The organism is Streptomyces sp. NPDC091649 (assembly GCF_044756785.1).
Taxonomy (GTDB): Bacteria; Actinomycetota; Actinomycetes; order Streptomycetales; family Streptomycetaceae; genus Streptomyces.
Genome location: NZ_JBIVTR010000006.1, coordinates 205,770 through 228,302 on the forward strand (window position 1 = coordinate 205,770; position 22,533 = coordinate 228,302).

Annotated in this window: 20 protein-coding genes and 2 pseudogenes; 18 read left to right on the plus strand and 4 right to left on the minus strand. The window is 72.7% G+C overall.

Annotated features, from left to right (window positions below):
• Nucleotides 1–94 precede the first annotated feature (94 nt).
• Complete coding sequence (locus ACIQMU_RS13990) at nt 95–727, minus strand: TIGR03085 family metal-binding protein (RefSeq protein WP_352241102.1); 633 nt, start codon at nt 725–727, stop codon at nt 95–97.
• Nucleotides 728–811: 84 nt separating this feature from the next.
• On the opposite strand from ACIQMU_RS13990, the gene hisI reads away from it, so the two are divergent.
• The 11 genes from hisI to lgt all read left to right on the plus strand — a co-directional run bounded on the left by hisI (nt 812) and on the right by lgt (nt 9,884).
• The gene (hisI, locus tag ACIQMU_RS13995) at nt 812–1,192 is read left to right on the plus strand and encodes a phosphoribosyl-AMP cyclohydrolase (RefSeq protein ID WP_352241103.1); all 381 of its coding nucleotides are present in this window, start codon (nt 812–814) and stop codon (nt 1,190–1,192) included.
• Between the two features lie 11 nt (nt 1,193–1,203).
• Nucleotides 1,204–2,697 (plus strand): anthranilate synthase component I, encoded by a 1,494-nt coding sequence (locus ACIQMU_RS14000; protein WP_402688920.1) that lies wholly within the window; start codon nt 1,204–1,206, stop codon nt 2,695–2,697.
• 14 nt (nt 2,698–2,711) lie between these two features.
• Nucleotides 2,712–3,383 (plus strand): TIGR02234 family membrane protein, encoded by a 672-nt coding sequence (locus ACIQMU_RS14005; protein WP_352241105.1) that lies wholly within the window; start codon nt 2,712–2,714, stop codon nt 3,381–3,383.
• Nucleotides 3,384–3,493: 110 nt separating this feature from the next.
• Nucleotides 3,494–3,745, plus strand: a complete 252-nt coding sequence (locus tag ACIQMU_RS14010; protein ID WP_352241106.1) for an HGxxPAAW family protein — start codon at nt 3,494–3,496, stop codon at nt 3,743–3,745.
• A gap of 92 nt (nt 3,746–3,837) precedes the next feature.
• On the plus strand, nt 3,838–4,383 hold the full coding sequence (locus tag ACIQMU_RS14015) for a DUF2752 domain-containing protein (protein WP_352241107.1): 546 nt from the start codon (nt 3,838–3,840) through the stop codon (nt 4,381–4,383).
• Nucleotides 4,384–4,519: 136 nt separating this feature from the next.
• The gene (gene trpC, locus ACIQMU_RS14020; protein ID WP_352241108.1) at nt 4,520–5,329 is read left to right on the plus strand and encodes an indole-3-glycerol phosphate synthase TrpC; all 810 of its coding nucleotides are present in this window, start codon (nt 4,520–4,522) and stop codon (nt 5,327–5,329) included.
• A 19-nt stretch (nt 5,330–5,348) separates the two neighbouring features.
• Nucleotides 5,349–5,606 carry a tryptophan biosynthesis modulator TrpM gene (gene trpM, locus ACIQMU_RS14025; protein ID WP_352241109.1) on the plus strand — a complete coding sequence of 86 codons (258 nt, stop codon included), beginning with the start codon at nt 5,349–5,351 and terminating at the stop codon, nt 5,604–5,606.
• A gap of 123 nt (nt 5,607–5,729) precedes the next feature.
• Complete coding sequence (gene trpB, locus ACIQMU_RS14030) at nt 5,730–7,016, plus strand: tryptophan synthase subunit beta (protein WP_352241111.1); 1,287 nt, start codon at nt 5,730–5,732, stop codon at nt 7,014–7,016.
• Nucleotides 7,013–7,825, plus strand: coding sequence for a tryptophan synthase subunit alpha (gene trpA, locus ACIQMU_RS14035; protein WP_352241113.1), 813 nt, complete (start codon nt 7,013–7,015; stop codon nt 7,823–7,825). Before trpB ends, trpA begins: the two co-directional genes overlap by 4 nt.
• Nucleotides 7,826–7,900: 75 nt before the next feature.
• Nucleotides 7,901–8,761, plus strand: a complete 861-nt coding sequence (locus ACIQMU_RS14040) for a thioredoxin domain-containing protein (protein ID WP_352241114.1) — start codon at nt 7,901–7,903, stop codon at nt 8,759–8,761.
• Between the two features lie 136 nt (nt 8,762–8,897).
• On the plus strand, nt 8,898–9,884 hold the full coding sequence (lgt, locus tag ACIQMU_RS14045; RefSeq protein WP_352241115.1) for a prolipoprotein diacylglyceryl transferase: 987 nt from the start codon (nt 8,898–8,900) through the stop codon (nt 9,882–9,884).
• Between the two features lie 39 nt (nt 9,885–9,923).
• Here the strand turns inward: lgt and ACIQMU_RS14050 are convergent.
• Nucleotides 9,924–10,600: pseudogene (locus tag ACIQMU_RS14050) on the minus strand (aldolase/citrate lyase family protein); the annotation flags it as partial.
• Nucleotides 10,597–11,481, minus strand: a complete 885-nt coding sequence (gene rbsK / locus ACIQMU_RS14055; protein ID WP_402688921.1) for a ribokinase — start codon at nt 11,479–11,481, stop codon at nt 10,597–10,599. The gene rbsK and the pseudogene ACIQMU_RS14050, both read right to left, overlap by 4 nt.
• Nucleotides 11,482–11,539: 58 nt before the next feature.
• On the opposite strand from rbsK, the pseudogene ACIQMU_RS14060 reads away from it, so the two are divergent.
• The 4 genes and pseudogenes from ACIQMU_RS14060 to ACIQMU_RS14075 all read left to right on the plus strand — a co-directional run.
• Nucleotides 11,540–11,827 (plus strand): annotated as a pseudogene (locus ACIQMU_RS14060) (ADP-ribosylglycohydrolase family protein); the annotation flags it as partial.
• Between the two features lie 375 nt (nt 11,828–12,202).
• On the plus strand, nt 12,203–12,934 hold the full coding sequence (locus tag ACIQMU_RS14065; RefSeq protein ID WP_352241117.1) for a VIT1/CCC1 transporter family protein: 732 nt from the start codon (nt 12,203–12,205) through the stop codon (nt 12,932–12,934).
• 482 nt (nt 12,935–13,416) lie between these two features.
• Entirely contained in the window at nt 13,417–17,976 is a 4,560-nt protein-coding gene (gene gltB / locus ACIQMU_RS14070; protein WP_356732128.1) for a glutamate synthase large subunit, read from the plus strand.
• Nucleotides 17,969–19,429, plus strand: coding sequence for a glutamate synthase subunit beta (locus ACIQMU_RS14075; RefSeq protein WP_352241119.1), 1,461 nt, complete (start codon nt 17,969–17,971; stop codon nt 19,427–19,429). The genes gltB and ACIQMU_RS14075 overlap by 8 nt, the downstream gene beginning before the upstream one ends.
• A 158-nt stretch (nt 19,430–19,587) precedes the next feature.
• Here ACIQMU_RS14075 and ACIQMU_RS14080 read toward each other — a convergent pair whose 3' ends face one another.
• Complete coding sequence (locus ACIQMU_RS14080; RefSeq protein ID WP_352241120.1) at nt 19,588–20,499, minus strand: rhomboid family intramembrane serine protease; 912 nt, start codon at nt 20,497–20,499, stop codon at nt 19,588–19,590.
• A gap of 145 nt (nt 20,500–20,644) precedes the next feature.
• On the opposite strand from ACIQMU_RS14080, the gene ACIQMU_RS14085 reads away from it, so the two are divergent.
• From ACIQMU_RS14085 to ACIQMU_RS14095, 3 genes are read left to right on the plus strand one after another with little or no spacing between them, the layout of a single operon-like run.
• The gene (locus ACIQMU_RS14085) at nt 20,645–21,394 is read left to right on the plus strand and encodes a VWA domain-containing protein (protein WP_352241121.1); all 750 of its coding nucleotides are present in this window, start codon (nt 20,645–20,647) and stop codon (nt 21,392–21,394) included.
• Nucleotides 21,391–21,954, plus strand: a complete 564-nt coding sequence (locus ACIQMU_RS14090; protein ID WP_352241122.1) for a HutD family protein — start codon at nt 21,391–21,393, stop codon at nt 21,952–21,954. The genes ACIQMU_RS14085 and ACIQMU_RS14090 overlap by 4 nt, the downstream gene beginning before the upstream one ends.
• Before the next feature lie 45 nt (nt 21,955–21,999).
• A complete protein-coding gene (locus ACIQMU_RS14095; protein ID WP_352241123.1) occupies nt 22,000–22,533 on the plus strand; it encodes a pyridoxamine 5'-phosphate oxidase family protein in 534 nt (177 codons plus the stop codon).

A 22,533-nucleotide genomic window follows, 5' to 3' on the forward strand; every position in this document is an offset into this window, starting at 1 on the left:
ACTCCTTGGTCCGTTCGCCGCCGACGGGTGCGAGAACGGCCTCGTAGGAGCGGGCCGAACTGCCCCGCTGACCCGGCCGCCCGGAGCCCTGGGCCTACATCCCCAGCTCCGCCGACTTCAGCCGCTCCACCGCCGCCTGGTCGCCCTCCACCTCGACGTCCGCCGCGTCCTGCCGGCCGAACGCGTACAGCAGCAGCTCGGCGGGCTCCCCGGTCACCGTCACCACCGGGGTCCCCTTGTGGGCCACCGCCGTCTGGCCGTCCGGGCGGCGCAGCACCAGCCCCACCGGGGACCGGCGGCCCAGCAGCCGGGCCGTCCGCTCGGTGCGCGACCACAGCACATCGGAGAAGACGGGGTCCAGCTCGCGGCGCGACCAGTCGGGCTGCGCCCGGCGCACGTCCTCCGCGTGGACGAAGAACTCGACGGTGTTCGCCGCCTCGTCGATCTGTTTGAGGGACATCGGGGAGAACCGGGGCGGGCCGGTGCGGATCAGCTGGATCAGTTCCTCGTACGGCTTCGCCGCGAACTCCGCCTGCACCCGCTCCAGCCGGGCCTTCAGCGCGTCCACCAGCAGCCCGCCCGCCGCGTCCGCGCGGCGTTCGCGGACCACCACATGGGCGGCCAGATCGCGGGTCTTCCAGCCGTCGCACAAGGTCAGGGCCTCGGGGCCGGCCGCTTCCAACAGATCGGCGAGCAGAAGACGTTCACGCTTCGCATGGGTCGACATGCCCGCCAGCGTACGACCGTCAACCGGGGTCCGCCCAGTGGACGGCCGCCCGGAGGGACCCCGCGGCCACGGCACAATGGGCCCATGACGAGCACGCCCGGCACCACGCCGCCCGCCAGCAGCCTCGACCCGGCCATCGCCGCCCGCCTCAAGCGCGGCGCCGACGGGCTGGTCCCGGCCATCGCCCAGCAGTACGACACCGGCGAGGTACTGATGCTCGGCTGGATGGACGACGAGGCGCTGCACCGCACCCTCACCACGGGCCGCTGCACCTACTGGTCGCGCAGCCGCCAGGAGTACTGGGTCAAGGGCGACACCTCCGGCCACGTCCAGCACGTGAAGTCCGTGGCCCTGGACTGCGACGCCGACACCGTCCTGGTCCGGGTCGACCAGACCGGCGCCGCCTGCCACACGGGCGACCGCACCTGCTTCGACGCCGACGTCATCCTTCCCCCCGCCCAGTAAGGTCACCGGCCATGGATCTCGACACCTTCCGCGAACTGGCCGTCGACCGGCGTGTCATCCCCGTCAGCCGCCGCCTCCTCGCGGACGGCGACACCCCGGTGGGCCTGTACCGCAAGCTCGCCGCGGAGCGCACCGGCACCTTCCTCCTGGAATCCGCCGAGAACGGCCGGACCTGGTCGCGCTACTCGTTCATCGGCGTCCGCAGCGACGCCACCCTCACCGCCCGCGACGGCGAGGCCCACTGGCTCGGCGCCCCGCCCGTGGGCGTCCCGGCGGGCGGCGACCCGCTGGACGCGCTGCGCGCCGCGGTCGAGGCCCTGCACACCCCGCGCGACCTGGTCGGCGACGCGGGTCTGCCGCCGTTCACCGGCGGCATGGTCGGCTACCTCGGCTACGACGTCGTACGCCGCCTGGAGAAGATCGGCGAGCACGGCGGCGACGACCTGAAGCTGCCCGAGCTGACCATGCTCCTCACCTCCGACCTCGCCGTGCTCGACCACCGTGACGGCACCGTCCTGCTGATCGCCAACGCGATCAACCACAACGACCTCGACACCGGCGTCGACGAGGCCCACGCGGACGCCGTCGCCCGCCTCGACGCCATGGAGCGGGACCTGCGCCGCCCGGTCGAGAGCGCCCCCGCCGTCATGCCCCCGTCCGAGCTGCCGCAGTACACCGAACTGTGGGGCGGCGAGGCGTACAGGGACGCCGTCGTGGACATCAAGGAGCGGATCCGGGCGGGCGAGGCGTTCCAGGTCGTCCCCTCCCAGCGCTTCGAGACCCCGTGCACGGCGAGCGCCCTGGACGTCTACCGGGTGCTGCGGGCCACCAACCCGTCCCCGTACATGTATCTCCTGCGGTTCGACGGATTCGACGTCGTCGGCTCCAGCCCCGAGGCCCTGGTCAAGGTGGAGGACGGCCGGGCCATGGTGCACCCGATCGCCGGGACCCGGCACCGGGGCGCCACCCCGCAGGAGGACCAGACGCTCGCCGACGAGCTGCTCGCCGACCCCAAGGAGCGCGCCGAGCACCTGATGCTCGTCGACCTGGGCCGCAACGACCTGGGGCGGGTCTGCGAACCCGGCAGCGTCGAGGTCGTCGACTTCATGTCGATCGAGCGCTACTCCCACGTGATGCACATCGTCTCCACCGTCACCGGGCGCGTCGCCGAGGACCGCACCGCGTTCGACGTGCTGACCGCCTGCTTCCCCGCGGGCACCCTCTCCGGCGCTCCCAAGCCCCGCGCCATGCAGATCATCGAAGAGCTGGAGCCGAGCCGCCGCGGACTGTACGGGGGCTGCGTCGGCTACCTCGACTTCGCCGGGGACTCCGACACCGCCATCGCCATCCGGACCGCCCTCCTCCGCGACGGCACCGCGTACGTCCAGGCCGGAGCCGGGGTCGTCGCCGACTCCGACCCGGTCGCCGAGGACACCGAGTGCCGCAACAAGGCGGCGGCCGTGCTCCGCGCCGTCCATACCGCCAACCGGCTCCACGACCGCTGAACCGGTAGGGGATAGTGGAGGGCGTGAGCGCCGCCCCCGTACCCCAGCCCCGTGCCCGAACCGCCGACTCCGCCTCCGGTGCCGCGCCCGACTCCGCGGGGAGCCGCCGCAGTCTCGCGGCCGGTCTGCTCCTCGGCGCGGCCGGCGCGACCGTCGTCCTCCTCGCCTCCGGGCAGACCTGGGCCGAGGGCGAAGCGGCCACCGGCGGCGGCGCCCTCCCGCTGGCCGTCGACGGCCGGGACGTCACCGGCGTCCCGGCCGCCCTGGCCGTCGTCTCTCTCGCCGCCCTCGTCGCCGTCTTCGCCGTACGCGGCGCCGGCCGCCGGGTCGTCGCCGCCCTCCTCGCCCTCAGCGGTCTCGGCGCCGCCGGAGCCGCCTGGGCCGGCGGCTCCGACAGCACGGCCCTCGACGAGGAGGCCGCCCGCACCACCGGCGACGCGGCGGCCACCATCCACGCGCTCAGCCACACCGCCTGGCCCTACGTCACCGCCGCCGGCGGCCTGCTCATCCTGGCCGCCGGGCTCCTCGCGCTGCGCTACGGCAGCCGCTGGCCCGCCATGTCCGGAAAGTACGAGCGCGACGGAACCCCCCGCCCCGGCAAGGCGCCCGCCGCCCCCGACCCGGACCGCCCCGAGGACCTGTGGAAGGCCCTGGACCGCGGCGAGGACCCGACGCGCGAGGTCTGACCCCAGGCTCACCCCCCGCGGCCCCGTACGGGACAATGGAACCGAGCCGTCCCCGGGCGGCGGCCACAGCTACCGCGTCACCCACAGCGCAACACCACGAGGAGCAACTCATGGCGGGCAACAGCCACGGACACACCCCGGCCGCCTGGACCGGTGTCATCATCTCTTTCATCGGCTTCTGCGTCGCAGGCGTCTTCATGGTCGCGGCCAACCCGCTCGGCTTCTGGGCCGGCATCGCCGTCATCTTCGCCGGCGGTCTCGTGGGTCTCGCCATGAAGGTGGCCGGCCTCGGCATGCCGAAGGAATCGTCCGAAATGGTCGAGGCCCGGGAGCGGGCCGGGCAGGCGCAGACCTCCCACTGACCCGGACACCGGCCCGTCCCGGCCGACACGCCGACAGGCGCAGCCCTCCACCGGGGCTGCGCCTCTTCGCGTCGGCGGGGGACAATCGGCGGGTGGACGCCTCGCCTACCCCCGCCGCAGCCCCGCCGCCGGACCCCGAAACCGCAGCGCCGCAGCGCGCTGCCGCCCCCGGACCGGCCGCGCCGCCGCACCCGCCGGCCGCCCCGGGCCCGCCCGTCTTCGCGCGCACCCCGGTGCCCGCCTCCCGGACGCGCAGGCTCGCCACACCGGTCGGCATCCTCGCCGCGGTCGCGGGCGCCTTCGCCTACGTCGGCACCGTCGACCCGAACGAGTCCGGCCACTACCCGGTCTGCCCGCTGCTCAAGCTGACCGGGCTCCTGTGCCCCGGCTGCGGCGGGCTGCGCAGCGCCCACGCCTTCATCCACGGCGATCTCGGCGCGGCGTTCGCCGCCAACGCGATCGCCACCGCCGGCTACTTCCTCTTCGCCGCCGTCTGGGTCCTCTGGCTGGTCCGGGCCTGGCGCGGCCGGCCCCTGCGGATCGGTCTGGCACCCGCCTGGTGGTGGGGTGTGGGAGCCGTCCTGCTGGTCTTCACCGTGGTCCGGAATCTGCCGTTCGGATCGGCGCTGGCCCCCTGAACGACCGGGCCGGCCCGGTCGGACGACCAGGGAGTGGGACGCCGCGTGGCCGGATGCGGTCCCCGGGGCGTCCTGCGGATACCATCGGTACGGCTGATCCTGTTCACCGTCACCCGTCCGGAAGGGGGCCGCTCGCGTGAGTGTGCTCGACGAGATCATCGACGGCGTTCGCGCCGACCTCGCGGAGCGGCAGGCGCGCGTCAGCCTCGACGAGCTGAAGGAGCGCGCGGCCCGCGCTCCCCAGGCCAAGGACGGAGTCGCCGCCCTGCGCGGCGAGGGCGTGACCGTCATCTGCGAGGTCAAGCGCTCGTCCCCCTCCAAGGGGGCCCTTGCCGCCATCGCCGACCCCGCCGCGCTCGCCGCGGACTACGAGGCCGGCGGCGCGTCCGTCATCTCGGTCCTCACCGAGGAGCGCCGCTTCGGCGGCTCGCTCGCCGATCTGGAGGCCGTCCGCGCCAAGGTCGACACCCCGATCCTGCGCAAGGACTTCATCGTCACCTCGTACCAGCTGTGGGAGGCCCGCGCCTACGGCGCCGACCTCGCCCTGCTGATCGTCGCCGCCCTCGACCAGGAAGCCCTGGTCTCCCTCATCGAGCGCGCGGAGTCCATCGGACTCACCCCGCTCGTCGAGGCGCACGACGAGGAGGAGGCGGAGCGCGCCGTGGACGCCGGAGCCAGGATCATCGGTGTCAACGCGCGTAACCTCCGGGACCTCAAGGTCGACCGCTCCACCTTCGAGCGCGTCGCCCCCGAGATCCCCGACCACATCGTCAAGGTCGCCGAGTCCGGCGTCCGGGGCCCGCACGACCTGATCGCGTACGCCAACGCCGGCGCCGACGCCGTCCTGGTCGGCGAGTCCCTGGTCACCGGCCGCGACCCGCGCGCCGCCGTCGCCGACCTGGTCGCCGCGGGCGCCCACCCGGCGCTCCGCCACGGCCGCGGCTGACCGGAGGATCCGAACGACCATGACCGACCGTCCCGCGCCCCGCACCCGGCCGGGCCTCGGCCCCGCCGGGGCTGCGGCCCGGGACCCGCACGCCCCGCTGGCGCGCGGGTGCCGGCCGCGAGGCTGCCGCGCCCCCGCCCGGCGTGTGCACGGCCGGCGCGTGCGGTATGTCATCGGGGACGAGCCCGGTCAGGTGAACGGGATGCGATGGCGCCCGGGGCCCGCGCCGCAAGCGAGCCCCGGCCGACGTACCGCACCGTCGCTGACGTGCCCCTGAGCCGCGGCGGCACCTTCTCCGTACGTACGACCGCACCGCCGTGACCGCCGACAGGCCCCGGTGGCGCTCGCTGCTCGGCGCATACGGTGAACCCACCCGTTGCCATGCCAAGGAGCACGTCGCATGTCGTCCGACTTCTTCATTCCGGACCCCGAGGGTCTGGTCCCCGGCGCCGAGGGCTATTTCGGCGCCTACGGCGGCAAATTCATCCCGGAGGCGCTCGTCGCCGCCGTGGACGAGGTCGCCGTCGAGTACGACAAGGCCAAGGCCGATCCCGCCTTCGCCGCCGAGCTCAACGAGCTCATGGTCCACTACACGGGGCGGCCCAGCGCACTGACCGAGGTCGCGCGCTTCGCCGAGCACGCGGGCGGCGCCCGGATCTTCCTCAAGCGCGAGGACCTGAACCACACCGGCTCCCACAAGATCAACAATGTGCTGGGCCAGGCGCTCCTCACCAAGCGCATGGGCAAGACCCGCGTCATCGCCGAGACCGGAGCCGGCCAGCACGGCGTCGCCACCGCGACCGCCTGCGCCCTCTTCGGCCTCGACTGCACCGTCTACATGGGCGAGATCGACACCGAGCGCCAGGCGCTGAACGTGGCCCGGATGCGGATGCTCGGCGCCGAGGTCGTCGCCGTGAAGTCGGGCTCGCGGACCCTGAAGGACGCCATCAACGAGGCGTTCCGCGACTGGGTCGCCAACGTGGACCGTACGCACTACCTCTTCGGCACGGTCGCCGGCCCGCACCCCTTCCCGGCGATGGTCCGCGACTTCCACCGCGTCATCGGCGTCGAGGCCCGCCGCCAGCTCCTGGAGCGCACGGGCCGCCTTCCGGACGCGGCGGTCGCCTGCGTCGGCGGCGGCTCCAACGCCATCGGCCTCTTCCACGCCTTCATCCCCGACGCCGGGGTCCGCCTGGTGGGCTGCGAGCCCGCCGGGCACGGGGTGGAGACCGGCGAGCACGCGGCCACCCTCACCGCGGGGGAGCCCGGCATCCTGCACGGTTCCCGCTCCTACGTCCTCCAGGACGACGAGGGCCAGATCACCGAGCCGTACTCCATCTCGGCGGGGCTGGACTACCCGGGCATCGGACCCGAGCACGCCTACCTCAAGGACATCGGCCGCGGCGAGTACCGGGCCGTCACCGACGACGCGGCCATGCGGGCCCTGCGCCTGCTGTCCCGCACGGAGGGCATCATCCCGGCCATCGAGAGCGCCCACGCGCTCGCCGGAGCCCTGGACCTCGGCAAGGAGCTGGGCGATGACGGGCTGATCCTCGTCAACCTGTCCGGCCGCGGCGACAAGGACATGGACACCGCCGCCCGCTACTTCGGGCTCTACGACACCGACGCCGCCGTCGAAGCGGACGCCGGCAGCGACCGCGCCGAGATCGAGGGGGACGCCAAGTGAGCGGCAACATCGAGCTGTTGGACGCCACCCTGGCCGCCACCCGGGCCGAGGGCCGGGCGGCGCTCATCGCCTACCTCCCGGCGGGCTTCCCGACCGTCGACGGCGGCATCGAGGCGGTCAAGGCCGTCATCGCGGGCGGCGCGGACATCGTCGAGATCGGGCTCCCGCACAGTGACCCGGTCCTCGACGGGCCGGTCATCCAGACCGCCGACGACATCGCCCTGCGCGGCGGCGTCCGGATCGCCGACGTGATGCGCACGGTCCGCGAGGCCCACGAGGCCACCGGCGTCCCGATCCTGGTCATGACGTACTGGAACCCCGTCGACCGCTACGGCGTCGAGCGGTTCACCGCCGAGCTGGCCGAGGCGGGCGGCGCCGGCTGCATCCTGCCCGACCTGCCGGTCCAGGAGTCCGCGCTGTGGCGCGAACACGCCGACAAGCACGGCCTCGCCACCGTGTTCGTCGTCGCCCCCAGCAGCCAGGACGCCCGCCTCGCCACCATCACGGCGGCCGGGAGCGGATTCGTCTACGCCGCCTCCCTGATGGGCGTCACCGGCACCCGCGCCTCCGTCGGCGCCCAGGCCCAGGACCTGGTGGGACGCACCCGCGCCACCACCGGCCTGCCGGTCTGCGTCGGCCTCGGCGTCTCCAACGCGGCACAGGCCGCCGAGGTCGCCGGGTTCGCGGACGGCGTGATCGTCGGCTCGGCCTTCGTCAAGGCCCTGCTGGACGCACCCGACGAGGCCGCGGGCCTCGCCGCCGTCCGCTCACTGGCGGGCGAACTGGCCGAAGGCGTTCGAAAGCGCTGACCCCTTGGGTCACCCGAATGGGTGGATTGTGGACCGGGGAGGCGCGGAGGTGCCTCCCCGGTTCGTTCCCCGGGTGTGAGCGACAAGATCCCTGAGGGAAACAGAAGCGCGCGAGAGCGCCTGGCCCAGCAGCGCGAGCGGGAGAAGGGGCGCGAGAAGCGCCGCCGGACGCTGATCGTCGCCTCGGCGGTGGTCGGCGTGCTGGCCCTGGCCGCCGTGATCGGCCTGATCGCGGCCAACGCGGGCAAGGGCGGCGAAGACACCGCCTCCGGCCCCGCGGTCGCGCCCTCGGGCGCGATCGGCGAGGACGCCCTGACCCTGCCGGTCGGCGCTGCCGACGCCCCGTCCACCCTCACGATCTGGGAGGACTTCCGCTGCCCCGTCTGCGCCCAGTTCGAGAACGCCTTCCGGGACACCATCGAGGAGCTGGTGGACGAGGGCCGGATCAGGGTGGAGTATCACCTGGCCACCATCATCGACGGCAACCTCGGCGGCAGCGGGTCGCTGCGGGCCGCCAACGCCGCAGCCTGCGCCCAGGACGCCGGCAAGTTCGCGCCCTACCACGACGTCCTCTTCAGCAACCAGCCTCCCGAGCCGGACGACGCCTTCGGCAAGAACAGCCGGCTGATCGAGCTGGCCGGGAAGGTGGAGGGGCTCGACACGCCGGGCTTCCGCAGCTGTGTGGAGGACGGCGAGCACGACAGCTGGGTGCAGAAGTCCGACACGGCGTTCCGCGAGGGCGGCTTCCAGGGCACGCCGACCGTGCTGCTCAACGGGGAGTCCGTCTTCCCGAGCAAGGGAGACGAGCAGATCTCCCCGGAGAATCTGAAGAAGTGGGTCGCCGCGGCCAACAAGGGCAAGAAGCCGGGCACCGCCTTCCCCTCGGCCCCGGCCGACGGGTCCACCGGCCCGGCCGCCCCGTCCTCGGCCTCCTGAGGCGGTCCCGGACGACGGGGGCGCCGGCCGGGGGACGGAGGCATGGCCGCGGGCCCGGAAGACGCGCCCTCGTTACCCAGACGTTGCCGGGTGGCTTGCCGTACCCACCGCCCGGCAGGGTAGCGTCGACCTCGCCATGAATCTTGCCTCCATTCCCAGCCCGTCGACCGGCGTGATCGAGCTCGGCCCGATCCCGCTCCGCGGCTACGCGTTCTGCATCATCATCGGTGTCTTCGTCGCCGTCTGGTTCGGCAACAAGCGCTGGATCGCCCGGGGCGGCAAAGCCGGCACCGTGGCCGACATCGCCGTCTGGGCAGTGCCCTTCGGCCTCGTCGGCGGCCGGCTCTACCACGTGATCACCGACTACCAGCTGTACTTCAGCGACGGTGAGAACTGGGTCGACGCCTTCAAGATCTGGGAGGGCGGCCTCGGCATCTGGGGCGCGGTCGCGTTCGGCGCGGTCGGGGCCTGGATCGGCTGCCGCCGCCGGGGCATCCCGCTGCCCGCCTGGGCCGACGCGATGGCCCCGAGCCTCGCCATCGCGCAGGCCATCGGCCGCTGGGGCAACTGGTTCAACCAGGAGCTGTACGGCAAGCCCACCGACCTCCCCTGGGCACTGGAGATCAGCGAGGGCCCGAACCGGGCCGCCGGGACGTACCACCCGACCTTCCTGTACGAGTCGCTGTGGTGCATCGGTGTGGCGCTGCTGGTCATCTGGGCCGACCGCCGCTTCCGGCTCGGTCACGGGCGGGCGTTCGCGCTGTACGTCGCGGCCTACTGCGCCGGGCGGGGCTGGATCGAGTACATGCGGGTCGACGAGGCCCACCACATCCTGGGCCTCCGTCTGAACGTGTGGACCGCGATCGTCGTCTTCGTCCTCGCCGTCGTCTACATCGTGGTCTCCGCGAAGGTCCGCCCGGGCCGAGAGGAGACCGTCGAGCCCGACCGGGACGCCGCCACCGAGAAGAAGGACGGCCCCGCCGACGAGAACGGCTCCGGCGAGGACGGTCCGGCCGACAGCGGCTCCGACGGCAGCGCCCCCGCGAAGAAGGACCCGCTCACCAAGGACGAGCCCGGCCGGGACGCCACCGCCGAGAGCGCCGAAGCAGCCGAGAAGAGCTGACCGGACGCGCCCCGGCGGGCGCGTCCACCCGCACACCTCCCGCTCGCACGAGGCCCACAGGCCGTCGAGGTCCCGGACGTCCGGGAAGACCGACTAGGCGGGGGGGCGGCAGCGCGGCCGCCCGGGCCGCCACCACGAGCCGGCCGCGCGACCAGTCGAGCCCACGGTCCTCCCGTACCCCCAGATCGGCCCGCAGGTCCGCCTCGCCCAGCGCGATGCCCCGGACGGCGGGGTCGGGGGGGGGGGGGGGGGGGCGGCGGGGCGGGGGGGGGGGCCCGCCCCCCCCCCCCCCCCCCGACTCCAGCAGCGGATAGAGCGGGACGCCGGGGGCCACCGCCGCCACATGGTGCACGGAGACGGCGTGGGTGATCCTCGGAAGCCGGAAGCCGGAAGCCGGAAGCCGGAAGCCGGAAGCCGGAAGCCGGAAGCCGGAAGCCGGAAGCCGGAAGCCGGAAGCCGGAAGCCGGACAGGCCCGGCAGCCCCGTCAGCGCCCGGATGTCGTCCTCCCCGTGGACCCGGACATGGACCGGTACGGCGTCGGGGGCCACGGTCACCGGGTCGGCGAGGAGTTCGGCGGTGGCGGAGCGCGCGTACTCCTTGCGGTGGGGGGGGCGACCGCGTCCTCCATGTCGACGATCACCACGTCGGCACCGCAGCCCAGTGCCTTGGCCACCACATCCGGCCGGTCCCCGGGCACGTACAGCCAGGTGTTCACGCTGCCTCGATCTCGCTGCGGTAGGGCATGGACGTGGAGGCGCCGGGCCGCTGGACGCAGAGCGCGGCGGCCGACGAGGCGAAGGCCAGCGCCTTGGCGGCCGGCCGCCCCTCACCGAGCGCCACCGCCAGGGCCCCGACGAAGGTGTCCCCGGCCCCGGTCGTGTCGACGGCGGTCACCTCGGGCGCCGCGAAGAGCACCGGCTCGCCGCCCCGTGCCGCGTACAGGGCCCCCTTCGCGCCGAGCGTGATGATCACCTCGGGAACCTGGCGCAGCAGGATCTGCGCCGCCGCGTGCGGCTCGTCCTGCCCCGAAAGCTCGGCGGCCTCGTGCTCGTTGGGCACCAGGAGGTCGATGTGGTCCAGGAGCTCCTCGGGCAACGGCTGGACGGGGGAGGGGGTGAGGACGGTCCGCACGCCCTGGGCGCGGGCCGCGCGAGCCCCCTCGACCACGGCCGGGAGCGGGAGTTCGAGCTGCATGAGCAGCAGGTCGGCGGCGGCGATCGCGGCGATCTCCCCGGGCCCGAGCGCGGTGACGACGCCGTTGGCGCCGGGGATCACCACGATCGCGTTGGAGCCGGAGTCGTCCACCACGATGTGCGCGGTCCCGCTGGGCCCCTCGGCGGTGTGCAGAAGGTCGGTGTCCACCCCCGCGTGTTCGAGGCCCTCGCGCAGCAGGGTGCCGTACGCGTCGTCGCCGACCGCGCCGATCATCGTCACCTCCCCGCCGGCGCGGGCCGCGGCGACGGCCTGGTTGGCGCCCTTGCCGCCGGGGACCGTCCGGAACTCCCGTCCGGTGACGGTCTCGCCGCGTCCGGGGGCGCGGGCCGTGTAGGCGACGAGATCCATGTTGGTGCTGCCGAGTACCGCGATGCGGGTCATGGGCGCAGAGCCTCCTGATGGGTCAGTGCGGCGAGAGTGTCGAACCCGGTCCGTCGAAGCCGGGGGCGAGATCGCCCAGGCGGTCCCGGCCGCCGCGTGCCTGTCCCGGGTCGCGGACTCGGTGCCCGCCCTGGCCGGGGCGCTGACCGGGGCGACCGGCTCGGCCTCCGCCGTGCCGGCGGGCCGGCGCGAGGCGTGCCGCACCCTGGCGGGCTGTGCGCTGCCCCGGCTCGCGGGCACGGACCTGATCGGACTCGCCGGGCTGCCGGCAGCCACGGAACCGGCAGCTCCGGGCGGACGATTCCGACATGACGCCCACGACGGCTACGGCAGCCGCACCCGTCCCCTCGACGCCGGGGGCCCTCCCGCCCGCTCCCGGTCCCAGCGGCGCGCCCCCGGCCCGTTGCCTGCCGACCGCCGTGTCCATGTGTCGCCCTTCGTCCGCGCGGCGGGTCCCTGTCCCCGGTCCGTCGCCGGGCTCTGTCCGCATCTGTGCCACGCGGAGGGCCGGGGGAGACGCGAAAGGCGGGGAAAGGGGCCAGGCGGATGACGGCCGAGATAGCTGAGGCTGGCCTTCCTTTGCAGGTCAGAGGGGGTGTAGGCGAGCCTTGCCTTGCTGGCGGCGACCGCCCGAACGGCGTAGTTTGGACTTCGTCGAAAGTTGTACTCAGCGGGGACAGGTGGGGTGACGGCCCGCCGGGGACAAGGGGAGAAGCACGCCGTGGCCATCATCGAGACCGACGCCGTCCTGCACGAGGCGCACCGGGACAACCACACCCACCGGGACGTGAACGGCGGCTGGCTGCGCCCCGCCGTCTTCGGCGCGATGGACGGCCTGGTCTCCAACCTCGCCCTGATGACCGGCGTCGCGGGCGGCGCGGTCTCCCAGCAGACGATCGTGATCACGGGGCTCGCCGGACTGGCCGCCGGCGCGTTCTCCATGGCGGCCGGCGAATACACCTCCGTCGCCTCCCAGCGCGAGCTGGTCGAGGCCGAGCTGGACGTCGAGCGCCGGGAGCTGCGCAAGCACCCCAAGGACGAGATGGCCGAGCTCGCCGCGCTCTACGAGGCCCGGGGCGTGGAGGCCCCGCTGGCCCGCGAGGTCGCCCGGCAGCTGTCGCTCGACCCGGAGCAGGCCCTGGAGATCCATGCCCGGGAGGAGCTCGGCATAGACCCGAACGACCTGCCCTCCCCGCTCGTCGCCGCGGTCTCCTCGTTCGGCGCCTTCGCGCTCGGCGCCCTGCTGCCCGTCCTGCCCTACCTCCTCGGCGCGAGCGCCCTGTGGCCCTCGGTCCTCCTCGCGCTGCTCGGCCTCTTCGGCTGCGGCGCGCTGGTGGCCCGGGTGACGGCCCGCGGCTGGTGGTTCAGCGGACTGCGCCAGCTCCTCCTCGGTGGAGCGGCGGCGGCGCTGACCTACGGACTCGGCACCTTGTTCGGCGTCGCCGTCGGATGACGCGTGATGTGCGGGGCGGGCCCGTGGCGTGCGCCCGGGGCGGGTGGACTCCGGACGGCGTAACGGGACCGGGCCGGGCGGGGCGACCGTCCGGCCACCCGTGTGATGTACGTCTTGGCGCCGCCCACTGGGCGGGACGGGCCCGACGGCCATAAAGTGAGCCCCTATGCAGGGCTGCACATAAGTAGCCGGTTACTCGGTGGTTTCGCTTCCCCGGTCACCGGGCATGAGCCGTAAGCACCGCAGGCAACGACGCCTGCTCTCTGCGGGTCCCCGGGCGCCGATCGTTCCGACAGTGACCCACCCTTTGGTCAGTCCGGTCACTTCTGGTCACCCAGTCGTCGGCCTCCATGGTGTCCGTATGCTGGAACAAGCCTTCCGCTTCTTGAGAAGCGCCTCATCATGTAACCTGCACGAAATTTCGCAGAGGGCCAACGTCGTCCCTCGGCACCGCAAATGCCACGACGACGACGGGAGAGCCGATGCGTATCGACGCCTGGTCGCCCATGGACGGTCGCCCCGCCCAGCAGGGGATGTACGACCCCCGTAACGAACACGACGCCTGTGGTGTCGGGTTCGTGGCCACTCTGACCGGTGTGGCCAGCCATGAGCTGGTCGAGCAGGCGCTGACCGTGCTGCGCAACCTCGAACACCGGGGCGCCACCGGCTCGGAGCCCGATTCCGGCGACGGCGCCGGTATCCTCTGCCAGGTCCCCGACGCCTTCCTCCGCGCCGAGACCCCTTTCGAACTTCCCGAGGCCGGCTCCTACGCCGTGGGCATCGCCTTCCTCCCCGCGGAAGACTCCGCCGGGGCCGTCCGGACGATCGAGCGGATCGCCACCCAGGAGGGGCTGAAGGTCCTCGGCTGGCGTGACGTCCCGGTCGCACCCGCCCTCCTCGGCAAGGGCGCCCGCGCCACCATGCCCGAGTTCCGCCAGGTCTTCGTCGCCGACGGCGAGAGCGCCGGCATCGCCCTGGACCGCAAGGCCTTCGTCCTGCGCAAGCGTGCCGAGCGGGAGGCCGGGGTGTACTTCCCCTCGCTCTCCGCCCGCACCATCGTCTACAAGGGCATGCTCACCACCGGGCAGCTGGAGCCGTTCTTCCCGGACCTCTCCGACCGCCGCTTCGCCTCCACGATCGCCCTGGTCCACTCGCGCTTCTCCACCAACACCTTCCCCAGCTGGCCGCTGGCCCACCCGTACCGCTTCGTCGCGCACAACGGTGAGATCAACACGGTCAAGGGCAACCGCAACTGGATGAAGGCCCGCGAGTCCCAGCTCGCCTCCGAACTCTTCGGCCAGGCGCAGCTGAGCCGGATCTTCCCCGTCTGCACCCCGGACGCCTCCGACTCGGCCTCCTTCGACGAGGTCCTGGAGCTGCTCCACCTCGGCGGGCGCTCGCTGCCGCACTCGGTGCTGATGATGGTCCCCGAGGCGTGGGAGAACCACGACTCCATGGACCCGGCCCGGCGGGCGTTCTACCAGTACCACGCCACGATGATGGAGCCCTGGGACGGCCCGGCCTGCGTCACCTTCACCGACGGCGTCCAGGTCGGCGCGGTCCTCGACCGCAACGGTCTGCGCCCCGGACGCTACTGGGTCACCGACGACGGCCTCGTCGTGCTCTCCTCCGAGGTCGGCGTCCTGGACATCGACCCGGCCAAGGTCGTCCGCAAGGGCCGCCTCCAGCCCGGCAAGATGTTCCTCGTCGACACCGCCGAGCACCGCATCATCGAGGACGACGAGATCAAGGCGTCCCTCGCCGCCGAGCAGCCCTACCAGGAGTGGCTGGAGACCGGCGAGATCGAGCTGAGCGACCTGCCCGAGCGCGAGCACATCGTGCACACGCACGCGTCGGTCACCCGCCGCCAGCAGACCTTCGGCTACACCGAGGAAGAGCTCCGCGTCATCCTCGCGCCGATGGCCCGCACCGCCGGCGAACCGCTCGGCTCCATGGGCACCGACTCGCCGATCGCCGCGCTCTCCGAGCGCCCCCGGCTGCTCTTCGACTACTTCACCCAGCTCTTCGCCCAGGTCACCAACCCGCCGCTGGACGCCATCCGCGAGGAGCTCGTCACCTCGCTGCGCTCCTCGCTGGGCCCCCAGGGCAACATCCTGGAGCCGACCGCCGCGGCCTGCCGCAGCGTCACGCTGCCCTTCCCGGTGATCGACAACGACGAGCTCGCCAAGCTGATACACATCAACGCCGACGGCGACATGCCGGGCATGAAGGCCGCCACCCTCGCCGGTCTCTACCGGGTCGGCGGCGGCGGCGACGCGCTGGCCGCGCGGATCGAGGAGATCTGCACCGAGGTCGACGCCGCCATCGAGGACGGCGCCCGCCTCGTCGTCCTCTCCGACCGGCACTCCGACGCCGAGCACGCCCCGATCCCCTCGCTGCTGCTCACCTCCGCCGTCCACCACCACCTCATCCGCACCAAGCAGCGCACCCAGGTGGGCCTGCTGGTCGAGGCCGGGGACGTCCGCGAGGTCCACCACGTCGCCCTGCTCATCGGCTACGGCGCCGCCGCGGTCAACCCGTACCTCGCCATGGAGTCCGTCGAGGACCTGGTCCGCGCCGGGACCTTCATCGAGAACGTCGAGGCCGAGCAGGCCATCCGGAACCTGATCTACGCGCTCGGCAAGGGCGTCCTGAAGGTCATGTCCAAGATGGGCATCTCCACCGTCGCCTCCTACCGCGGCGCGCAGGTCTTCGAGGCCGTCGGCCTCGACGAGGGGTTCGTCGCGACGTACTTCAACGGCACCGCCACCAAGATCGGCGGCGCCGGCCTGGACGTCATCGCCCAGGAGGTCGCCGCCCGGCACACCAAGGCGTACCCCGCCTCCGGCATCGCGGCCTCCCACCGCGCCCTGGAGATCGGCGGCGAGTACCAGTGGCGGCGCGAGGGCGAACCGCACCTGTTCGACCCGGAGACGGTCTTCCGCCTCCAGCACGCCACCCGCAACCGGCGCTACGACATCTTCAAGCAGTACACCGGCCGGGTGAACGAGCAGTCCGAGCGGCTGATGACGCTCCGCGGCCTCTTCGGCTTCGACTCCGGCCGCGAGCCGATCCCCCTCGACGAGGTCGAGCCCGCGTCCGAGATCGTCAAGCGCTTCTCCACCGGCGCGATGTCCTACGGCTCGATCTCCCGCGAGGCGCACGAGACGCTCGCCATCGCCATGAACCAGCTCGGCGGAAAGTCGAACACCGGCGAGGGCGGCGAGGACGCCGACCGCCTGTACGACCCGGCGCGCCGCTCCTCCATCAAGCAGGTCGCCTCCGGCCGCTTCGGAGTGACCAGCGAATACCTGGTCAACGCGGACGACATCCAGATCAAGATGGCCCAGGGCGCCAAGCCCGGCGAGGGCGGCCAGCTGCCCGGCCACAAGGTCTACCCGTGGGTCGCCAAGACGCGTCACTCGACGCCCGGCGTCGGCCTCATCTCGCCGCCGCCGCACCACGACATCTACTCCATCGAAGACCTCGCCCAGCTGATCCACGACCTGAAGAACGCGAACCCGCAGGCGCGGATCCACGTGAAGCTGGTCTCCGAGGTCGGCGTCGGCACGGTCGCCGCGGGTGTCTCCAAGGCCCACGCGGACGTCGTCCTCATCTCCGGCCACGACGGCGGAACGGGCGCCTCCCCGCTCACCTCGCTCAAGCACGCGGGCGGCCCCTGGGAGCTCGGTCTCGCCGAGACCCAGCAGACCCTGCTGCTCAACGGCCTGCGCGACCGCATCGTCGTACAGACCGACGGCCAGCTCAAGACCGGCCGCGACGTCGTCATCGCCGCGCTGCTGGGCGCCGAGGAGTTCGGTTTCGCGACCGCGCCGCTCGTCGTCTCCGGCTGCGTCATGATGCGCGTCTGCCACCTGGACACCTGCCCGGTCGGCATCGCCACCCAGAACCCGGTCCTGCGGGACCGCTTCTCCGGCAAGGCCGAGTACATCGTCAACTTCTTCGAGTTCATCGCCGAAGAGGTCCGCGAGATCCTCGCCGAGCTGGGCTTCCGCACCATCGAGGAGGCCGTCGGCCACGCCGAGCTCCTCGACACCGACCGGGCCATCACCCACTGGAAGGCGCAGGGCCTGGACCTGGCCCCGCTCTTCCACGTCCCCGAGCTGCCCGAGGGCGCGGTCCGCCACCGCGTCGTCGAGCAGGACCACGGGCTCACGAAGGCGCTCGACAACCAGCTGATCAAGCTGGCCGCCGACGCGCTCGGAGCGGCCGGCCCCGAGGCCGCCCAGCCGGTCCGCGCCCAGGTCGCGATCCGCAACATCAACCGCACGGTCGGCACGATGCTCGGCCACGAGGTGACCAAGAAGTTCGGCGGTGCGGGCCTGCCCGAGAACACCATCGACCTCACCTTCACCGGTTCGGCCGGACAGTCCTTCGGCGCCTTCGTGCCGCGCGGGGTGACCCTGCGCCTGGAGGGCGACGCCAACGACTACGTCGGCAAGGGCCTCTCCGGCGGCCGGATCGTCGTCCGCCCCGACCGGGGCGCCGACCACCTCGCCGAGTACTCCACCATCGCCGGCAACACCATCGGCTACGGAGCCACCGGCGGCGAGATCTTCCTCCGCGGCCGCACCGGCGAACGCTTCTGCGTCCGCAACTCCGGAGCGCTCGTCGTCTCCGAAGGCGTCGGCGACCACGGCTGCGAGTACATGACCGGCGGCCACGCCGTCGTCCTCGGCGAGACCGGCCGCAACTTCGCCGCCGGCATGTCGGGCGGCGTCGCGTACGTCATCGATCTGAACCGCGACAACGTCAACGTCGGCAACCTCGGCGCGGTCGAGGAGCTGGACGACACCGACAGGGCGTGGCTGCACGACGTCGTGCGCCGCCACCGGGAGGAGACCGCCTCCACCGTCGCCGAGAAGCTCCTCGCCGAGTGGGACACCGCGGTCACCCGCTTCAGCAAGATCATCCCGTCCACGTACAAGGCCGTGCTCGCCGCCAAGGACGCCGCTGAGCTCGCCGGTCTCTCCGAGCAGGAGACCACCGAGAAGATGATGGAGGCGGCGACCCATGGCTGACCCCAAGGGCTTCCTGACCACCGGACGCGAGGTCGCCCAGACCCGCCCCGTGGCCGAGCGCGTGAAGGACTGGAACGAGGTCTACGTTCCGGGCTCACTGCTCCCGATCATCAGCAAGCAGGCCGGCCGCTGCATGGACTGCGGCATCCCGTTCTGCCACAACGGCTGCCCGCTCGGAAACCTCATCCCCGAGTGGAACGACTACGCCTACCGCGAGGACTGGACCGCCGCCTCCGAGCGCCTGCACGCCACGAACAACTTCCCGGAGTTCACCGGGCGGCTGTGCCCGGCCCCCTGCGAGTCGGCGTGCGTGCTCGGCATCAACCAGCCGGCCGTCACCATCAAGAACGTCGAAGTCTCCATCATCGACAAGGCGTGGGACAGCGGCGACGTCACTCCGCAGCCGCCGGAGCGGCTCTCCGGCAAGACCGTCGCGGTCATCGGCTCGGGCCCGGCGGGACTCGCCGCCGCCCAGCAGCTGACCCGGGCCGGCCACACCGTCGCCGTCTACGAGCGCGCGGACCGCATCGGGGGCCTCCTCCGGTACGGCATCCCCGAGTTCAAGATGGAGAAGTCGCACATCAACCGGCGCATCGAGCAGATGCGTCTGGAAGGCACCAAGTTCCGCACCGAGGTGGAGATCGGCAAGGACATCGACGCCGCGAAGCTCCGCCGCCGCTACGACGCGGTCGTCATCGCGGCCGGCGCCACCGTCTCCCGCGACCTGCCCGTCCCCGGCCGCGAGCTGGGCGGCATCCACTTCGCGATGGAGTACCTGCCGCTCGCCAACAAGGTGCAGGAGGGCGACCTGACGGTCTCCCCGATCCACGCCGGCGGCAAGCACGTCGTCGTCATCGGCGGCGGCGACACCGGAGCCGACTGCGTCGGCACCGCCCACCGCCAGGGCGCGGCCTCGGTCACCCAGCTGGAGATCATGCCGAAGCCGGGCGAGGAGCGGAATCCGGGCCAGCCGTGGCCGACCTTCCCGATGCTCTACAAGGTCACCTCCGCGCACGAGGAGGGGGGCGAGCGGGTCTACTCCGTCTCCACCACCCACTTCGAGGGCGACCAGGACGGAAACGTCGCGGCCCTCCACCTGGTCGAGGTCGAGTTCAAGGACGGTAAGCTGGAGCAGAAGCCCGGCACGGAGCGGCGCATCCCCGCGCAGCTCGTCACCCTCGCCATGGGCTTCACCGGAACCGACCAGTCCAACGGCCTGGTCCAGCAGTTCGGCCTGGAGCTCGACCAGCGCGGCAACGTCGCCCGCGACGAGCACTACGCGACCAACGTCGACGGCGTCTTCGTCGCCGGTGACGCGGGACGCGGCCAGTCGCTGATCGTCTGGGCGATCGCCGAGGGCCGCTCCGCCGCCCGCGGAGTGGACCGGTACCTCACCGGGACCAGCGCCCTGCATGCGCCGATCCGCCCGACGGACCGGTCGCTGCTGGTCTGAGCACCACCCGGGTTCCCCCTGGGCCACGCGGCCCGGGGGAGCCCCCTTGATACGTCCCGTACAACGGCGTGCGGAACTGAACGCGGCGCCTGCCTGTCCCCGACCGGACTCAGCGGGCGCCGTGGCGCGTCCGGGGGCGCTCGCGCGCCGCCCCGGCCTCAGCCGCCCGTCAGCGCCGAGGTCCTCACCACCACCGCCACCGCGAACAGGCCCACCAGCACCAGCCCGCCCAAGAGCTGGGCCGGCCCCTCCCGCAGCCTCGCGGGCGTGTGGGCCAGCCCGTACGTCACCAGAGCTCCGGTCAGCAGCCCGCCCAGGTGTCCCTGCCACGAGGTGAACGCGGCCGAGATCAGCAGCCAGAGCAGGAATCCGGCCATGAAGCGGTTGACCGCCGCCATGTCACGGCCGAGCCGCCGGTGGATGACCCAGTACGCGGCGGCCAGCCCGAACACCGCACCGGAGGCGCCGACCGTCGAGGTGTCCGGCGCCAGCAGATACACCAGTACGGAACCGCCCACCGCCGACAGCAGATACAGCGCGGAAAAGCGGGCCCGGCCGAGCTGACCCTCCACCGCCCGGCCGATGTTCCACAGCGCGAACATGTTGAACACCAGGTGCATCACCCCGAACGAGGCGTCCGGAGGAAGGTGCAGGAAGGCCCCGGTCACCAGCCGGTACCACTCGCCGTCCGCGATGCCCGTCAGCTCGTACCCGGGATACGTGTCGCCCCGGTAGTAGTACCGCTCACCGTCCGGACCGGTGAGCGCCGCCCCGAGCACCGCGAACCGGTCCACGATCTGCGGCCTCACCACCTCGCCGATGTAGGCCAGGACGTTGAGCGCCATCAGGACGTACGTCACCACCGGCGCCGTCGCCCGGGACACCGCGCCGCCGAAGACGGTACGGGCCCGCCGCACCGAGCGCTGCCCCTCCCGCACGCACTCCACGCAGTGGTGGCCGACGGCCGCCTCCCGCATGCAGTCCGGGCAGATGTAGCGGTCGCAACGGGTGCAACGGACATACGTCTCGTAGGACGGATGGCGGTAACACGAGGTGGCGGCGGCCTCCATGGCCGGCTCCTTCACTGGGGGTGTGCAACGGCGCCGGTGGGGGCGGCGGCGATCAAGATAGCGAACCGGCGCGGTGGACCGTACGTCCGGGGCCCGGCCGTGGCCTACGCTCGAAGTCCGCAGAGCGCAGAACGGGGGGGCCGTCATGCACGGTTCGAACACGGTCGCGGGCCCGGGCCCGGCCATCAGCCTCACCACGGTGCGAGAGACGGCTCCGGCACTGGTCAACCTGTACAAGAGCGCCGGAATCTCGCTGGAGAAGCGGGGGCTGGGCGGTCACCGCGCGGCCGTCTACCTCGTCCTCGACCACTCCGGCTCGATGAAGCCCTACTACAGGGACGGCAGCGTCCAGGCGCTGGCCGACCGGGTGCTGGGCCTGTCGGCCAACCTCGACGACGACGGCACCGTCCCCGTCGTCTTCTTCTCCACCGACGTCGACGCGGTCACCGACATCGCCCTCGCACACCACCAGGGCCGGATCGACGAGATCGTGGCCGGCCTCGGACACATGGGGAAGACCAGCTACCACCTGGCGATGGACGCGGTCATCGACCACTACCTGGACAGCGGCTCCACCGCTCCCGCGCTGGTCGTCTTCCAGACGGACGGCGGCCCGATCAACAAGCTCGCCGCCGAGCGCTACCTCTGCAAGGCCGCGAAACTGCCCCTGTTCTGGCAGTTCGTCGGCTTCGGCAACACCCGCAGCAGCCAGTTCGACTTCCTGCGCAAGCTGGACGAGCTGGCCGTCCCCCAGAAGCGGGCCGTCGACAACGCCGGGTACTTCCACGCCGGACCGGACCCCCGGCAGGTCCCGGACTCCGAGCTGTACGACCGGCTCGTCGCCGAGTTCCCGCTCTGGCTGACCGCCGCCCGCGAGCAGGGGATCGTCCGGTGACGGTACGGATCCTGCGCGCCGCCGACCGCACACCGGCCCCCTGGCGCAACGGCGGCGGGCTCACCCGGGAGATCGCCACCGGCCCCGGGGGCGCGGAGCCCGACGCCTTCGACTGGCGGGCGAGCCTCGCGGACGTCACCGCCGACGGGCCGTTTTCCGCCTTCCCCGGCGTGGAGCGCGTCCTGACCGTGGTCGAGGGCGCGGGCATGGACCTCGTCGTCGGCGGCGAACACCACATCGTCGACGAGCCGCTGTGGCCGCACGGCTTCCCCGGGGACCTGCCCACCGAGGGCTTCCTGCTGGGCGGCCCCGTCGTCAACCTCAACGTCATGTACCGCAGGGACCGCACCCGGGCCGAGACCGCCGTCGTCTGCGGCACGGTCCGTCTGCTGCCGCCGCGGGGCGGCACGGTGCTCGCCGTCTCCCTGGACGACGGCGCCGGGCTGGAGGGCACGGACATCCGGCTGGACCGCTACGACGCGGTACTGGCCGACGGGGCGTCGCCCGGGGTCCTGCGGACGATGGGCCAGGCGGTGCTGATCACCTTCTCGGACGTGTGACCGCCCGGCGAATCCGGACGGAGGATGTCGGGTATCCGGTGTTCGATGGCGCACATGACATCCGCATCGCCCTCGACCGCACCGGTTTCCTGGAACGCCTTCGCCGCCGCCGAGCCCGAATTCGCCGACACCGTTCGACGCCGCTTCCGGCTCTACCAGCACCACGTCCTGGCCACCCTGCGGAAGGATGGCTCGCCCCGGGTCAGCGGCCTGGAGGCCGACTTCCGCTTCGGCGAGCTGCTGCTCGGCATGATGCCGAACTCCCGCAAGGCCCTGGACCTGCGGCGCGATCCGCGCTTCGCGCTCCAGGCCAACCCCGGGCCCGACGCCGAGATGAACGACGGGGACGTCCGCGTCAGCGGCCGGGCCGTGGAGATCACCGACCCGGAGGTGATCGCCCGCTTCATCGAGGAGGCGAACCCGCCGGAGCCCTTCCACCTCTTCCGGGCCGAGTTGACCGAGGTGGTCCGCATCGGGCTCGACGGTGACGCTCTGGTCATCCGGTCCTGGCGTCCCGGACAGCCGCCGCGCACCGTGCGCCGCACCGGCGACGACACCCCGCCGGCCGAGGTCGCCTGA